The 15,069-nt window shown below is 70.6% G+C and carries 15 protein-coding genes; 7 read left to right on the top strand and 8 right to left on the bottom strand.

The features are described 5' to 3' along the window. Window positions 1–64: 64 nt before the first annotated feature. Both ACMGFE_RS05555 and ACMGFE_RS05550 read left to right on the top strand, forming a co-directional pair. Window positions 65–1,333: a molybdopterin molybdotransferase MoeA gene (locus ACMGFE_RS05555; protein WP_436924081.1), complete on the top strand. Its 1,269-nt coding sequence runs from the start codon at window positions 65–67 to the stop codon at window positions 1,331–1,333. Then, complete coding sequence (locus ACMGFE_RS05550; protein ID WP_436924080.1) at window positions 1,330–3,309, top strand: molybdopterin biosynthesis protein; 1,980 nt, start codon at window positions 1,330–1,332, stop codon at window positions 3,307–3,309. The genes ACMGFE_RS05555 and ACMGFE_RS05550 overlap by 4 nt, the downstream gene beginning before the upstream one ends. 97 nt (window positions 3,310–3,406) lie before the next feature. On the opposite strand, the gene ACMGFE_RS05545 is transcribed toward ACMGFE_RS05550, so the two are convergent. Beyond that, window positions 3,407–4,039 (bottom strand): HAD family hydrolase, encoded by a 633-nt coding sequence (locus ACMGFE_RS05545; RefSeq protein ID WP_436924079.1) that lies wholly within the window; start codon window positions 4,037–4,039, stop codon window positions 3,407–3,409. 132 nt (window positions 4,040–4,171) lie between these two features. Here ACMGFE_RS05545 and ACMGFE_RS05540 point away from each other — a divergent pair, with 132 nt between their 5' ends. After that, window positions 4,172–4,861 (top strand): YIP1 family protein, encoded by a 690-nt coding sequence (locus tag ACMGFE_RS05540; RefSeq protein WP_436924078.1) that lies wholly within the window; start codon window positions 4,172–4,174, stop codon window positions 4,859–4,861. Between the two features lie 25 nt (window positions 4,862–4,886). Here the strand turns inward: ACMGFE_RS05540 and lwrS are convergent, their stop codons facing one another. The 6 genes from lwrS to ACMGFE_RS05510 form a co-directional block, all read right to left on the bottom strand. Next, entirely contained in the window at window positions 4,887–5,321 is a 435-nt protein-coding gene (lwrS, locus tag ACMGFE_RS05535) for an LWR-salt protein (RefSeq protein WP_436924077.1), read from the bottom strand. Continuing rightward, window positions 5,322–5,597: a 4a-hydroxytetrahydrobiopterin dehydratase gene (locus tag ACMGFE_RS05530; protein ID WP_436924076.1), complete on the bottom strand. Its 276-nt coding sequence runs from the start codon at window positions 5,595–5,597 to the stop codon at window positions 5,322–5,324. It lies immediately after the preceding gene. A 448-nt stretch (window positions 5,598–6,045) separates the two neighbouring features. Continuing rightward, entirely contained in the window at window positions 6,046–7,374 is a 1,329-nt protein-coding gene (hemA, locus tag ACMGFE_RS05525) for a glutamyl-tRNA reductase (protein ID WP_436924075.1), read from the bottom strand. Continuing rightward, window positions 7,371–8,075, bottom strand: a complete 705-nt coding sequence (locus ACMGFE_RS05520; protein ID WP_436924074.1) for a precorrin-2 dehydrogenase/sirohydrochlorin ferrochelatase family protein — start codon at window positions 8,073–8,075, stop codon at window positions 7,371–7,373. Before ACMGFE_RS05520 ends, hemA begins: the two co-directional genes overlap by 4 nt. A 24-nt stretch (window positions 8,076–8,099) precedes the next feature. After that, entirely contained in the window at window positions 8,100–9,155 is a 1,056-nt protein-coding gene (ahbB, locus tag ACMGFE_RS05515) for a siroheme decarboxylase subunit beta (RefSeq protein WP_436924073.1), read from the bottom strand. Between the two features lie 76 nt (window positions 9,156–9,231). Continuing rightward, on the bottom strand, window positions 9,232–9,924 hold the full coding sequence (locus tag ACMGFE_RS05510) for a hypothetical protein (RefSeq protein WP_436924072.1): 693 nt from the start codon (window positions 9,922–9,924) through the stop codon (window positions 9,232–9,234). A gap of 114 nt (window positions 9,925–10,038) precedes the next feature. Here ACMGFE_RS05510 and ACMGFE_RS05505 point away from each other — a divergent pair, with 114 nt between their 5' ends. Next, complete coding sequence (locus ACMGFE_RS05505) at window positions 10,039–10,434, top strand: DUF7344 domain-containing protein (RefSeq protein ID WP_436924071.1); 396 nt, start codon at window positions 10,039–10,041, stop codon at window positions 10,432–10,434. Then, on the top strand, window positions 10,431–10,697 hold the full coding sequence (locus tag ACMGFE_RS05500) for a HalOD1 output domain-containing protein (protein ID WP_436924070.1): 267 nt from the start codon (window positions 10,431–10,433) through the stop codon (window positions 10,695–10,697). Before ACMGFE_RS05505 ends, ACMGFE_RS05500 begins: the two co-directional genes overlap by 4 nt. Window positions 10,698–10,814: 117 nt before the next feature. Here the strand turns inward: ACMGFE_RS05500 and glyA are convergent, their stop codons facing one another. Next, window positions 10,815–12,089, bottom strand: coding sequence for a serine hydroxymethyltransferase (gene glyA / locus ACMGFE_RS05495; protein WP_436924069.1), 1,275 nt, complete (start codon window positions 12,087–12,089; stop codon window positions 10,815–10,817). A gap of 217 nt (window positions 12,090–12,306) precedes the next feature. On the opposite strand from glyA, the gene tbsP reads away from it, so the two are divergent. Then, complete coding sequence (gene tbsP, locus ACMGFE_RS05490) at window positions 12,307–13,125, top strand: transcriptional regulator TbsP (protein ID WP_436924068.1); 819 nt, start codon at window positions 12,307–12,309, stop codon at window positions 13,123–13,125. A gap of 40 nt (window positions 13,126–13,165) precedes the next feature. Then, window positions 13,166–14,905, top strand: a complete 1,740-nt coding sequence (locus ACMGFE_RS05485; RefSeq protein WP_436924067.1) for a YcaO-like family protein — start codon at window positions 13,166–13,168, stop codon at window positions 14,903–14,905. Window positions 14,906–15,069: the final 164 nt, after the last annotated feature.

The following is a 15,069-nucleotide window of genomic DNA, read 5'->3' as shown; positions in this document are numbered from 1 at the left end:
TCCGCCCCGCGCGGCCGAACGGCTGCGACGCACCGCTTATTGGCCGGGCGCCGAAACCGTCCGTATGACCGAACCGCCCCGGTCGGCCGCCGACCGGACCGCCACGTCGACGGCCCGCGACCGACTGCGCGCCGTCGTCGCCCCGACCGACCGGACCGAGACGCTGCCGGTCAGCACCGCCGTCAGCCGGCCGCTCGCGGAACCCGTCGTCGCCCGTCGTGCCGTCCCCGCATTCGACCAGGCCGCCCGCGACGGCTTCGCCGTCCGCGCGCCCGACACCGCCGACGCGAGCGCGGAAGCGCCGGTGGAACTCGCCGTCGCGACCGTCTCGACCGACGCCGCCGACGCCGTCCCCGCCGCCGCGGTGGAACCCGGAACGGCGGTCCCCGTGGAAGCCGGCGCCCAACTGCCGGAGGGGGCCGACGCGGTGGCCGGTCCGGAAGCGGTCCACGGGGTCGCCGATCCGGACACGACAGACGACGCTCTCACTGTTTCCCGCCCGGTCGACCCCGAGGTCGGAGTCCGCCGCGTCGGCGCGGACGTCGTCGCCGACGAGACCGTGCGACCATCGGGCCACCGGTTGCGACCGTCGGACCCCGCGCTCTGCACCGCCGTCGGTCGCACCCGCGTCGAGGTCGTCCAGCGCCCCGCCGTCGGCATCGTCCCGACCGGCGGAGCCGTCACGAGCGGCGACCCCCGGCCCGGAGAATCCGTCGAGACGAACGGGACGACGGTCGCGGAGTTCGCCGAGCGTTTCGGCGCCAAGGTGACCTACCGCGACCCCGTCGAGCCCGCCCCGCACGCGCTCCGCGCCGCGGTCGAGCGCGACCTGACGAAGGACCTCCTGGTCACCGTCGGCGGGACGGGGCCGGGAGAGTCCGACCGGATCCGCGACGTGGTAGCCGACCTCGGCGAGGTCGAGGTCGACGGCGTCGCGCTCGAACCCGGCGGAACCACCGCCCTGAGCGTCGTCCGTGAGCGCCCCGTCCTGTCGATACCCGGCGACCCCGTCGCGGCGTTCGTGGCGACGACGCAGTTCGTCGCGCCCGCCGTCGCCCGCCTCGCCGGTCGTGAACCACCGGCGCCGGTGACCGTCGACGCCGACCTCGCCACCGACGTCGTCAGCGAGTCGGGTCTCACCTCGGTCGTCCCCGTCGCGTTCGAGGACGACGACGAGTCAGGGGCGGAGACGGAGCGGACCGCTCGCCTCGTCGCCGACGAACCGCTGTCGACGCTCGCCCGTGCCGACGGCTGGGTGGTCGTCCCCACAGACCGCGAACGAGTGCCGGCGGGCGAAACGGTTTCCGTCGAGCGCTGGGAGGCGTCGGTATGAGCGACCGCAAGGAGTTCCGTGACCTCGCCGACCCCGAACGGGCCCGCGAGACCGTCGCCTCCCTCGATCTCTCGGCCGGGAGCGAGCGCGTCCCCCTCGAAGCGGCCCGAGAGCGCGTCCTCGCCGAACGGGTCGACGCGGACCTGGACGTGCCGGGGTTCGACCGCGCCGCGATGGACGGGTACGCCGTGCGCGCGCCGGACACCTACGGGGCCGACGATTCACCCGTGACGCTCCCCGTCGTCGGGAGCGTCCACGCGGGGGAGACGCCCGACGTGTCCCTCGACGCCGGCGAAGCTGCGGAGATATCGACGGGCGCGGTCATGCCGGAGGGCGCCGACGCCGTCGTGATCGTCGAGCGGACGGAGGAAGTGACCGGGAACGAGGTCGACGACGACAGCCAGTCGGACCGCGCCGTCCGCGTCGAGAGGGCGGTCACGCCCGGCGAGAACGTCATGCTGGCCGGCGCGGACGTCGCCGCCGGCGAACGGGCGCTCGGCCCGGGCACCCGCCTGACGCCCCGCGAGATCGGTCTGCTCTCGGCGCTCGGCGTGGACGAGGTACCGGTTCGAACGAAACCCCGGGTCGCCATCGTCTCGACCGGCGACGAACTCGTCCGCCCGGGCGGTGACCTCGACAGTGGCGCCGGCCAGATCTACGACGTGAACACCTACGCCGTCGCCTCGGCCGTCGAAGAGGCCGGCGGCGACCCGGTCGTCTACCCCCACGTCGGCGACGACATGGAGGCCATGGAAACGACGCTCGTCGAGGCCGCCGGCGACTGCGATCTGGTGCTCACCTCCGGGTCGACGAGCGCCAGCGCCGTCGACGTCGTGTATCGCGTCGTCGAGGAGCGCGGCGAACTCCTGCTCCACGGCGTGGCGATCAAACCGGGCAAGCCGATGCTCGTCGGCCGGATCGACGGTGACGGTGACGCTACCGGCGGTGACGCAGATTCCGAAGGCGGCGAGTTAGGTGCCGCCTACGTCGGCCTCCCCGGCTACCCCGTCTCGGCGCTGACCATCTTCCGGACGTTCGTCGCGCCCGCCATCCGGTCCGCCGCGGGACTGCCTGAACCGCAGACAGCCCGCGTCGACGGCCGGATGGCCGCCGCGGAGCGCTCGGAGGAAGGCCGGCGCCGCCTGCTCGCGGTCGGCCTCGTCGAGGCCGAGTCGGGCGAGACGCTCGTCTACCCCGTGGACAAGGGCAGCGGCGCGACGACGACGCTCACGGCGGCCGACGGCGTGGTTGACGTCCCGGCGGACACGAACGCCCTCGCCGCCGGCGACCCGGTGACCGTCGACCTGTTCTCGCCGGAGGTGCGCCCGCCGACCCTGCTGGGCGTCGGCGAGGACGACCCCGCGCTCTCGCGACTGCTGGATCGACTCGACCGCCCCCGGTATCTCGCTCGCGGGTCTCGCGGTGGGCTCCGACAGCTTCGAGACGGGCTCCCCGACGTCGCCGTCGTCGCCGGTCCGTTCGACGCCGAGCGCGAAGCCGTGGCCGACGCCGTCGACCTCGGCGGCTGGACGCGCGAGTGGGGCCTCGTCGTCCCCGACGGGAACCCCGAGGGCGTCGAGGGGCTCGGCGACCTGGTGGACCGCGACCTGTCGTTCGTGAACCGGGGGACCGAGTCCGGTCTCCGGACGAGTCTCTCGAACGCGCTGGCGGAACTGGCCGAGGAGCGGGGCGTGGACCGGCGGGACGTGACCGACTCCATTTCGGGATTCGAGCTGGCCGCGCGAGCCTTCGAGAGCCCCGCCCGATCCGTCGCTGCGGGCGACGCCGACGTCGGGCTCGGGCTGCGCGCGACGGCGTCGAAACTGGGCCTGGGGTTCGTCCCCGTCGGGACGCAGTCCGTTCGCGTGCTCGCGAATCCCGAGCGGATGGACAAGGCGAGTGTGAGAGCGGTTGACGACCGGCTCGGCGACCTCGCCGACGTGCTCGGTGGGCTCGACGGCTTCGAGAGCGAGTGAGCCGAGCGAGCCAGTAGCTGGGGAAACCCCTCGACGCGCTCAGAGTTAGCCGCACCCTCTCGACGCGCTCAGAGTTAGCCGCACCCTCTCGGCGCGCTCAGAGTTCGCCGAACCCGCCGATGCGGCGGTCGCCGAGGACGCACTGACCGCGTTCGACGGCGTCGACGCGGTCGACGTGGATCGCGTCGATGCCGGCGTTCCAGGCGGCGCCGGTGTCGTCTGGGTCGTCGCCCACGAGGGCGCCCTCGTGGCCGTTGTACCCCACACCGATGCGGTTCATCGCCAGTTCGACCGGGGTCGGGTCGGGCTTCCAGCCGATGTCGTCGTCGCAGCAGACGACCGCGTCGAACCAGTCGGCGATGTCGTGGTGGTCGAGCAGCGGCCCGGTCAGGTACGACTGGCAGTGGGTGACCACGCCGGTCGGACGGTCGAGTTCGCTGATGAACGCCGCGGCGTCCTCGTAGACGAACGACGACTCGGCCCGGGCGACCGGGTCCTCGACCTCGTGGAACGTCTCCCAGAACTCGTCGGGGTCGAGGTCGCGTCGGGAGAACACGTCGTTTCGCGCGCCGCCGACGCCGTACCACAGGTGGTCGGCCTCGCGGTCCGTGAAGCTGAACCCGAGCCGGTCTCCCACTTCACCGACGACCTTCCGGGGGTAGTCGGGGTCGACGTCGACGACCGTCCCGTCGAGGTCGAACAACCAGAAATCGTACGCGTCACCGGCCATTGGATCGTTCTAGTTGGGGACTGCGCTGTAAGTACCTTCTGGCGGGATCGCCGCGCCGGGTGCGAACCGCCGCCGCCAGCGCCACGGACCGGGCAGATTTATGGCACAGACGGTCCAGCGTCCGGACGAACGATGCGCCTGTCGACGCTGGTCACGGACCCCCGGACGTTCTTCGAACGCCGACGGGAGGACCCATCGCTGGTCGGCCCCACGATCGTCGTCGCCCTCCACGCGTTGATCGTGCTCGCGACGATGGCGGTCATCCTCCGGGCGTTCAGCGGGCTGGTCGGCCGGGTCGACGCCGGGTCGCTGGTCTACGCCGCCGGCGACCAGCGCGTCGCCGCGCCCCGCCAGTTCGTCCTCTCGCTGGGGTTGACGCCCGTGGTTTACCTCGCACTCTGGGTCGGGGTCGCCGCCGTCGTCTACCTCGTCTCGATCTACTTCGACGGCGAGGGCCCGTTCCGCCGCGTCCTCGCGTTCGTCGGGTGGACGCTCGTCCCGACGCTCGTTCCCACTGTCGTGGTGGCGGTCGTCGTCACCGCGCTCTTCGTCGACGCGCCGACGTTCGGCTCCGAGGCCGCCGTCGAGGAGTGGGTCCGCTCCTCCGTGATGGGCGACCCCGCCTACGTCGGTGTGCGACTGCTCCGCCCGCTGTTCACGCTCTGGATGGCCTACCTGTGGATCGTCGCTGCCGAGTGCGCCCGCGGGCTCACCCGCCGCCAGGCGCTGGTCGCCGCGGGACTCCCCGTCGCCCTCGCCGTGTTGAACGCCCTCGGGACCTACGTGGGGTTCGTCGCCCAGGCGCTCGGATTCCTCCCGTGACGCTGTCGCCCTCCGTCGCCCACGGCTACACTTCCTCGGTGACGTGGATCGAACTCCCGAGGTACTTCGACAGGACCTCGTCGACCGTCGACGCGTTGAACAGGTCCAGGTCGTCGGCGATGGCCGAACGCAGGTCTTCGAGATAGGCCTCCGTGGTCCGGAGTTCGCTGAACGAGACGCTCGCGACCGGCGTGCCGAGCGCGTCCTCGGTCACCTCGCGCATGTACGCCTCGTCTCCGCACTCGCCCCGCCACAGGTTGTCCCGGAAGTAGAGCCACCCGGGCTCGCCCGGCGGGTCCGCCCGCCGGAAGACCGTCGTCTGGAACGTGTCCGGGTTCGCCCAGACCCCCTCCACGTCGGGGTCGAGCCGGACCGTCACCCGGAACACGTACGCCGCCTCCGGGTCGGTCCCCGTCGCGGACCCGTCGTCACCCCTCCCCTCGTCGTCTCCCGTCGCCATCTACTGCAGGTCGTCGAACCGCTCGGCGAGTTCGATGTCCTTGTCGGTGATGCCCCCTTCGTCGTGGGTGGTCAGCCGCACTTCGACCTCGCGCCAGCCGATGGTCATCTCTGGGTGGTGGAAGGCGTCCTGTGCGACCCCGCCCGCGCCCGCGGCGAAGCCGACGCCGTCGAGGTACGCGTCGAACTCGTAGGTCCGGACGATCTCGTCGCCGTCGCGCTCCCACTCCGCCGGTAGTCGCTCTTCGATCTCGTCGTCAGAGAGCAGGTCTGCCATGTGAAAACCGTGGGTCGGAACCCGCATGAAAGTTCGGCCGATGTGTTCGAGTCGGAAAGATTCCCGCTGCAGAGACGACCGCTACTCGAACTGGGACCGCGAACAGCGTGAAAGCCCCGACGCGTTCGACTCGGGAGACTCGCTGCGCTCCTCGCTCCGCTGCGGTGCTTGCTTCGTCTGCCTTCGTCGAACGCGTCGCCCCTTTCATTCCCGCCCGCTTCGGCCAGTCGATCAGTCTGTGCGGGTGGGAATGAAAGGGGCCGGGCGCTCCGGGAACCCGGGCGAAGAAAGCACCGCAGGGAGCGAAGCGACCGAGGAGCGCAGCGAGCCCCGGGACCGGAGCGTCCGGGGGCTTTCACGCTGTTCGTGGCTACGATCGAGTCCGCGGTTCTACGAACCCATTCACTCACGCCGCCGAAATCGGAGAGAAAACCGAGAACAGCTACTCTTAGTCGTCGCCCAGCTGATCGAAGACGGCGTCGGGCATCTGGTCGCGGATGTGTTCGGGGATCTCCACGCCGTCGACGTCGTCGCCGTCCGCTTCGGCGCCGAACTCGGGGTCGAACAGCTGGAGCGCGGTGTTGATGGTCGACCAGTCGTCCTCCTCGGCGGCGTCGCGCAGGCTCTTGGTCGGCGCGGCGAGCAACTGGTTGACGATGGCGTCGGCCATCGCCTCGACGACTTCGCGCTGGTCCTCGTCGAGGTCCGCCCTGCCGAGCGCCGTCTCGACCTCCTGGGCCTTGACGCGCTCGGCGCTCTCGTACATCGCCGAGATGACCCGGTCCGCCCGCTTTCGCTTGTACTGGGCGATCAGGTTGTCGAACTCGACGTCGATCATGTCCTCGACGACCGTCGCCGCCTCCGCGCGCTGGGCGCGGTTCTCGTCGGTGACGGTCTTCAGCGCGTCCAGGTCGCGAACGGTCACGTCCGGGAGTTCGGTCACCGTCGGCGGTACGTCGCGCGGCTGGGCGATGTCGACGACGAACGTCTCGCCGGCGCCGGCGACGGTCGACTTCTCGAAGACGTAGTCGGGGCTCCCGGTTGCCGTCACGACGACGGCGGCGTCGGCGACGACGCCGGCGACGTCGTCTAGGTCGACGACGGTCGCGTCGGCGTCGACGGTGTCCGCGAGGTGGACGGCCCGCTGGGTCGTCCGGTTGGCGACGTAGAGGTGGTCGACGCGCGGCGCGAGCGACTGGGCGGCGAGCCGCCCCATCTCGCCGGCGCCGACGACCAGGGCGTCGGTCCCGTCGACGCCGACCTCTTCGTCGACCAGCTTGACCGCGGCGCTAGCGAGCGACACTGACCCCTCGTTGATGGCTGTCTCCGTCCGGGCACGCTCGCCGACGTGGACGGCCTTCGTCACGCCGGCTTCGAGGATCCGGCCGATGCCGCCCGCGGCGAGGGCGTCCTCGTACGCGGTGCTGACCTGGCCGAGGATCTGGTCCTCGCCGACGACGATCGATTCGAGGCCGGCGGCGACGCGCATCAGGTGCCGCAGGCTCTCCTCGTGTCCCAGTTCGACGAGGACGTCCTCGGATACCGCGTCGAAAAACACGTCGAGCGCGGCGCGACCGTCCGGGCCGTCGCTCGTGACGACGTAGGCCTCCACCCGGTTGCAGGTCTGGAGGACGTACGCCTCCTCGACCGCCGGGACCGAGAGCAGGCGCTCGACGGCCGCGCGCTGGCTCTCGACGGACGCGGCCTCGAGTTCGTCGACCGTCGCGCGGTCGATATCGACGCTCGCGCCGGAGATGACGCCCGTGCCGACCGTCACGCTGTCTCACCCGTCACGTCCGTGATCACGTCCGCTGCCACTTGTCGAGCTTTGGGTATCCCACTATCTAAAGCCTTCCAAACCGCGTCCGACCTGACAACCGCCCGCACGGCCTCGCGACGGCGGTCTGGAGCGACGCCCTCGCGCTGTAACTCCTCGCGTATCTCTCCCGTGAGTTGCGCCATCGCGCCCGCGTCGGCGATCTCCGTCTCGATCCGCTCGCGGAGGTGCCGGCTCAGCGCAGGGCTCGCCCCGCCCGTCGCGACGGCGGCCACGACCGGGTCGTCCCGCACCGTCGCGGGCACGACGACGCTCCCCGGGTCGCGTCCGCCGTGTTCGTCGGCCCGGTTGACGAGCACGCCTCGCTCGCGAGCCACCTCCTCGATCCGTTCGTTCAGGTCGGCGTCGCTCGTCGCCGCGACGACCAGAGCCGGGTTCGCCCGGTCGAACCAGTCGGGCACGTCCCCGGGATCGGGCGCCTCGCGGACCAGTTCGGCGTCGCCGAAGTGGGTCTTCCCGTCCGTCCCGTCGCCGTTCGAACTGTTGCCGTCCGACCTGTCGCCGTCAGCGTCGGCGAACGCCGGGCTCACCACGACGACCCGCGCCTCGCGGGCGAAGCGGCGCGCTTTCCGCGCGCCGACGCGGCCCCCGCCGAACACGAGGACCGTCTCGCCGTCGAAGTCGTGGAGCAGTGGAATCACGTGTCGTGCCTCGTCACCATCGTCTCAGGCGGTGTTGGCGTCCGCGCGTTCCTCGATGCGGATGCCGGTCTTCTTCAGGATGCCCGTCGAGAACAGCGTGTCCCAGTCCTCGTCGGTCACGTCCCAGTGTTCGGCCATCTTCTCGCGGACCTGCTCGACGCGGGCCTCGCTCTCTTCCTCGCTGCGGCCGTGGGTCATCGCGAAGAAGTTGTACGGCCAGACCCCCTCGTGACGGGGTCGCCGGTAGCAGTGGGTCACGAAGTCGAACGCGGCGATCTCGGGGCCGACCTCGTCGACTACCTCGTCTGGTACGTTCCAGACGGTCATGCCGTTCTCCGAGTACCCCAGCGAGTAGTGGTTCGGGATGACGCCGACGCGGCGAACCTTCCCCTCCGCGTCGAAGCGCTTGATCGTCTCCAGCACCCACTCGACGTCCTCGTCGAGCGCTGCGGCCACGTCCCGGTAGGGCGTTCGCGTGGTCGGGAGGCCGCCCTGGATCTCGACGACCAGGTCCCGCTCGCGCGGCGTCAGGCTGTCCCGGTCTTCCGGCTCCACGTCGGGACCCAGGCCCGACAGGTCGATCCCGCCGTCGACGTCCTCCAGGGGACCCTCGACGGGGAACTTCGCGCCGACGTGGAACTCCCGCTGTTTGGGGAGGTTGTACGTCTCCTGGTCGGTCTCCTCCTCGATTTCGCCGAGCACCTCGTCGACGCGGTCCTCTTCGGCCACGCTGACGACGAACCACATGTTGAGGTGCGGATGTTCGCGCTCGTAGTTGTGCGCGACTTCGGAGTGTGCGTTCACCTGTTCGGCCACCTCGTCGAAGCGCTCTTCGGGCGCGTGCATCGCGACGAGGGTCGCCGTCCCGCCGATCGCCTCGGCGTTTATCAGCGCGCCGAACCGCGTGAGGACGCCTTCCTCGTCGAGTGCGGCGAGGCGCTCGTGGAGGTCCGTGGCGCTCACGTCCACGCCGTGGTCGGCGAGCGCAGCGGCCGCTGGTTCGTAAGGGTCCGCGACGACCGGGAACCCGCCCTGGTAGGCGTTGAGGATCGCCCGGTCGACGGCGTCGAGGTCGGTCATACCAGAGATTGTGGCGCGAAACGGTATAAACCGCCCGTCTACGGTGCGACGACGGTCCTCGTGGCCCGACTGCGCCCTACGGGCAGTCGCTCTCGTCGAACGACGACGGCTCCGATCCCTGTTCGACGCCCCCGGTTTCTCCGCTATCGAGGTTCACGAGCATCGCTCGCCCGCCGTAGCCGTGGGTCTGGTCGTGCCCGCGGACGACCACGCAGGTGAGATCCTCCGGCACTTCGATGGTCCCAGAACGGGTGAACGGATCCGTCGAGTGAGGATGCGCGAGGTCGCGCCGTCCGAGCCGGTCGCCGTCGAGGGACTCGACCTGCCACCAGTCGGCGTACCCCTCCTCGCCGTCGTCGTCGTGGTAGAGCGTGACCGAGAAGCGGTACGCGTCGTTCGATCGCTCGAACTCGACGGCGGTGACGTTGGCCTCGCGGAGGTCGTACTCGGGCGTCGCCGTCCCGTCGCTTGTCGTCTCCCGTTCGTCGCTCGTCGGCTCCCGTCCGTCGGTCGTCGGCTCCCCACGGTCGGTGGTCGTCGAGGCCGTCTCGTCGGCCGGACTCGCCGACTCCGCAGTGGTGGTCGTCGCTTCTGCGTTCGTGGGCTGGTCGCCGCCCGAGTCCGGATCGGTGCCGGTTCCCTCGGTCGCGCAGCCGGCGAGGCCGACGAGCGTGAGCGCGGCCCCCCGAAGGACGGTCCGTCGGTCGGGCGCGAACGTGTCGAGCGCAGGTGGGTCGGGGTCGGGGTCGGCTGCAAGAGGGCCGGGCATATCGACGACTCCGCCCTGTTCGCTGAAAAACGTGTCTCCGACGGGCGGAACGGGCTCACAGCCGTCTGGTCGCGGCGCGGAAAACCTTTGTTGTATGAGAACGTGCACCACGATATGCCGAGCGAGAGTGACCAGCGTGCGTCCGAGATGATCGAGCGCTGGAACCACGCATTCCGCGCGCTCACCGCGGAGCCGCGGAGGCAGATCGTCGTCGCGCTCATGGAGGCCCCGCCCGGCCGGCAGCTTTCCCTCCCCGAAGCGGCGAACCCACCGTACCAACTCCGCGACCCGGAGGACCTGTACGTCGACCTCGTGCACACGCACCTCCCGATGCTCGCGGAACGCGGCTTCGTCGAGTGGGAGCGCGAACCGCTCACCGTCGAGCGCGGGCCAGCGTTCGAAGAGGTCCAGATCGTCTTCGAAGCGCTGCATGCGCACGCTAGCGAGCTTCCGCCGCAACTCGTCCAGGAGTGCCAGCGACTCGAAGAGTCCGCGAGGGGGCAGTCGTGACCGAACCCGACGACATCACTCTGGAACTCGTCGGCGCCCTCGCCACGGTCGAGGGGGTCGAACCGCACGAACTCGACTACTCGTTGCACGACTACGTGGCCACCGACGCCATCCGCGCGATGGCCGAGACGGACACCGACGACTGGGAACTCACGTTCGACGTCCCCGACCACACGGTGACCGTCGACGGAACCGGCGAGATCCGGATCGACGGCGTGACCGTCCGCGAGAGCGACGCCGTCCAGTCCGACGAGATCAGATAGCGGCGACGGCGTGCGTGGGATCGGCGACAGGGGGTTCGGCGCGGAACAACCGTGGCGAACGGGAACTGTGGATTCAGCGCGGAAGAACGGGTCGAACGGACACCGCAGATGCGGCCCTTACTCGAAGACGAGGCCTTCGCCGTCGTCGCCGTAGAGGGGGTGCTCCTCGGTGAGACCCTGGACGATCTCGGCGACCTCGGCCTTGACGTCTTCGTCGTCGGGATTGTCGATGACCTCGGCGATGCAGTGGCCCACCGTCTCGGTGGCGTCCTCGTCGAAGCCGCGCGTGGTCAGCGCGGGCGTGCCGGCGCGGATGCCCGAGGCCACGAACGGCGAGCGCGTCTCGCCCGGGACCGTGTTGGCGTTGAGGACGATCCCCACGTCTTCGAGGGCTTCCTCTGCCTGCTTGCCCGTCACGTCCGGGTGCGAGTCGCGCAGGTCGACGAGCACGAGGTGGTTGTCGGTGCCACCGGAGACCAGCGAGAAGCCGTGTTCCTGCAGGTGGTCGGCGAGCGCCTGCGCGTTCTTCACGGTCTGCTCGGCGTACTCCTCGAAGTACGGCTGCAGGGCCTCTTTGAACCCGACCGCCTTGCCGGCGATGTTGTGCATCAGGGGACCGCCCTGCGTGCCGGGGATGATCGCCGAGTCGACGGCGTCGGCGTACTCCTCGTCGGCCATGATGATGCCGCCGCGGCCGGCGCGGATGGTCTTGTGCGTCGAGCCCGTCACGAAGTCGGCGATCCCGACCGGCGAATCGTGGACGCCCGCGGCGACCAGGCCCGTGATGTGGGCGATGTCGGCCATGTGGTAGGCGTCGACGTCGTCGGCGATGGCCTGGAACTCGTCCCACTGGACCTCGCGCGGGTACGCCGAGAAGCCCGAGACGATCATGTCGGGGTCGAAGTCCTCGGCCTGGGCGCGGATCTCCTCGAAGTCGAGGCGGCCCGTCTCGGGGTCGACCTCGTACTGTTCGACCTCGTAGACCTGACCGGCGAAGTTCTTCGGGTGACCGTGGCTGAGGTGGCCACCGTGGGTCAGGTCGAGCGAGAGGATCTTGTCGCCCGGGTCGAGGACGGCCGTGTAGACCGCCATGTTGGCCTGCGAGCCCGAGTGGGGCTGAACGTTGACGTACTCGGCGCCCCAGAGCTCCTTCGCGCGGTCGATCGCGGCCTGTTCGACCGTGTCGGCGTGCTCGCAGCCGCCGTAGTAGCGCGAGCCGGGATACCCCTCGGCGTACTTGTTCGTGAGGACGGAACTCTGCGCCTCGAGTACGGCCTCGCTGACGTGGTTCTCGCTGGCGATCATCGCCAGCGTGTCGCCCTGTCGCTCGACTTCGGCTTCGAGCGCGTCGGCGATCTCCGGGTCCACGGCCCGGACTGTGTCGTAGTTCATCTGTACTGGAGTGTCGGCGGCGGCCCGTCAATAATCTACCTTTTCGGCGAGCCAACGGGCTCCGCCGACAGGCAGACCGAGCGGTCTCAATACCGACTCCGCCACCCGCACCAACGACAGACCGCCCGAGACCCGGTCAAACCGGAGCGATAGGGTCGATTCACAGCCGACGGGCGGTAAAATTAAGTGTGATAATCCGAAATACCGCAGCTATCAGATGAGTTCGAACTTTCTGGAGGACGACGTCGGTGCCGTTCTCGCGGGCGTCTTTCGGGACAGTAGCGGCCTCGTATACGCGGTCAACCCCACACGAGAGACTCTCACGGAACTGATATTCCGGCTCCACGACGTGGCCGATCCCCCGACGGTCCGGCTGCTGGCACCGGGCGATCCGATCAAGGACGTGATGGCCGACTTCATCGTCGCCGGCCACGCCGCCGACCTCGTGGCCGCGGACACGCTCGGGCTGCGCGTGCTCGACGACGCGCCGGAGGCCTCCCTGCTCGTGACGGAGTCGAGCGTCGTGTCCCTGATCGCTGCCGACGACCGGGTCGGCGGCCTCACCGCGACCGACGAGGAGTTCGTGACGGCGATGCGCGACCGCTACGCCGCCGAGTGGGACGACGCCGAGGAGTTCTCCCTCCGGACGCCGCCGCTGTCGCGGGTCCGCGAGACGCTCGCTGCCGACATCGGAGCCGACACCGCCGAGGACTTCGACGGCCTGCTCGACTCGCTGTCCGTCGCCAAGGGCGACGGCGAGGGGCTCGACGAGGTCGCCATCGCTCTGCTGGTCGCCGCGCGCAACGGCCAGTTGCTCTACGACATGAGCAAGTGGGGCGAGGACGTGGGGCTGGCCAGCAAGGCGACGTTCTCGCGGATGAAGACGCGCCTCGAGGACAGTGGCCTCGTCCAGACGGAGAAGGTCCCTATCGACGTAGGCCGGCCGCGCCTGCGCCTGCGTCCCGGCGACGACGAGATGGCCGAGGCCGACCTCCCCGAGCTGGCCGCGATGGCCCAGGAGCGCCTCGACGAGTGAGTCCCCGGGCTTTTCTACCCGTCGCCGCCTCCGGGCACGCATGACAGTCGGACTCGTCGGATCGGGCCCGGCCGCCGCGGCCGTCGAGGCGGCGCTGGGCGACGTAGACGAACCAGTCGAACGCGTCGGCGTCGACGACATCGACGTGGGAACGCGCCTCGGCGTCGTCGTCGACCGCGCCGGCGCGGCGACCTTCGAACGAGCGAACGACCGGGCGCGCGACACGGGGGTCCCCTGGTTCGCGATCGAACTCGGTGGGATCGGGGGCGTCCCCGTCGTCGACGCCTCCGTCGCCGGGTTCGACCCCGAGGGCGCCTGCTATCGGTGTCTCTCCGCCCGCGTGGAGTCGAACGTCGAGGCGGACGCCGACCCGACGGCCGCACCGTCGGACGCCACGGCCAGGTTCGCCGGCGCCGTCGCCGGCCGCCGCGCCGCCCAGCTCCTCGACCCCGCCGAACCGGACCCCCTCGGCGCGGTCGTCGAACTCCCACACGCAGAGCGCGAGTTCCTGGCCGTCCCGGGGTGTGACTGCGGCGACGGCCGCGACCGCGTGCTCGACAGGGGCTACCTCGACCGCGACGTCGAGCGGGCGCTCACGCGGGCCGAGGTCGGTCTCGACGACCGCGTCGGCGTCGTCCAGCAGGTCGGCGAAGCCGAGTCGTACCCGGCGCCGTACTACCTCGCGCAGATCTGCGACACGAGCGCGTTCGCGGACGCGACGGCCTCGCGCCAGGCCGCCGGCGTCGATCCCGGCTGGGACGCCGCGTTCATGAAGGCGCTCGGCGAGGCCTACGAGCGCTACTGCGCGGGCGTCTACCACGCGGCGGAGTTCAAGCGCGCCGCCGCGACGGAACTGGCCGACGCCGTCGCGCCCTCGTCGTTCGTCCGACCCGATAGCTGGATCGGGAACGGCGAGGACGGCGTCGACGCCGGCGGCGACCGCGCCGAGCGCCCGTGGGTCCGCGGGACCGACCTCGTGACCGAACAGCCGGTCTCGCTCCCCGCCGAGATCGTCCACTACCCGCCGCCCGAGCGGACGATCCGCCCCGCCATCACGACCGGGCTCGGACTCGGCAACTCCTCGGTCGAGGCGATGCTCTCGGGCCTCTACGAGGTGGTCGAGCGCGACGCGACGACGATCGCCTGGTACTCGACGTTCGACCCGCTCGGCCTCGACGTGGCCGACGGCGGCTACGAGCGTCTCGCCGCCCGCGCCGGTGCCGAGGGGCTTGATGCCACCGCGTTGCTCCTGACCCAGGACGTCGACGTGCCGGTCGTCGCCGTCGCGGTCACGCGCGAGGAGTGGCCGAAGCTCGCGCTCGGAACCGCGGCCCACCTCGACGCGGGCCGCGCGGCCAGGAACGCCCTCGCCGAGGCGGTCCAGAACTGGGTCGAACTCGACGGAATGGGCGAGGAGGACGCGGCCGCGACAGACGGCGCCATCGGTCACTACGCCCACCGGCCCCCGGTCGTCGACGAGTTCGTCAGCCCCGACAAGCGGGTGTCCGCCGACTCCGTGGGCCCGGAGACGCTCCCGGAAGGAGGCGACCACCTCGACGCCGTCCTCGACCGCGTCGTCGCGGCCGGCATGTCGGTCTACGGCGCCCGGACGACCACGCGGGACGTCCAGCGACTGGGCTTCGAGGCCGTCCGCGTCGTCGTCCCCGGCGCCCAGCCGCTCTTCTTCGGCGACCCCTACTTCGGCGAGCGAGCGCGGAGCGTCCCGGCCGACATGGGCTTCGAACCCGCGCTCGACCGCGACCACCACCCCTATCCCTGACGGAGGGCCGTCCCGCTCGGCCTGGACCCATACCGGCCGCTCACAGGACCGGTTCGGCGACCGTTTTTCTCGATCCGCAGACGGCGTGTAATATGCAAGTAAATAGACTAATACGAGGATTTATGGCGAAGGGTGCAGATGGTTCACACGGCACCTGGCGTCGC

This window comes from Halosimplex amylolyticum (assembly GCF_051414035.1).
GTDB lineage: Archaea > Halobacteriota > Halobacteria > Halobacteriales > Haloarculaceae > Halosimplex > Halosimplex amylolyticum.
The sequence above is the reverse complement of the archived record's forward strand: the minus strand, read 5'-3'. Positions and strand labels throughout refer to the sequence as shown.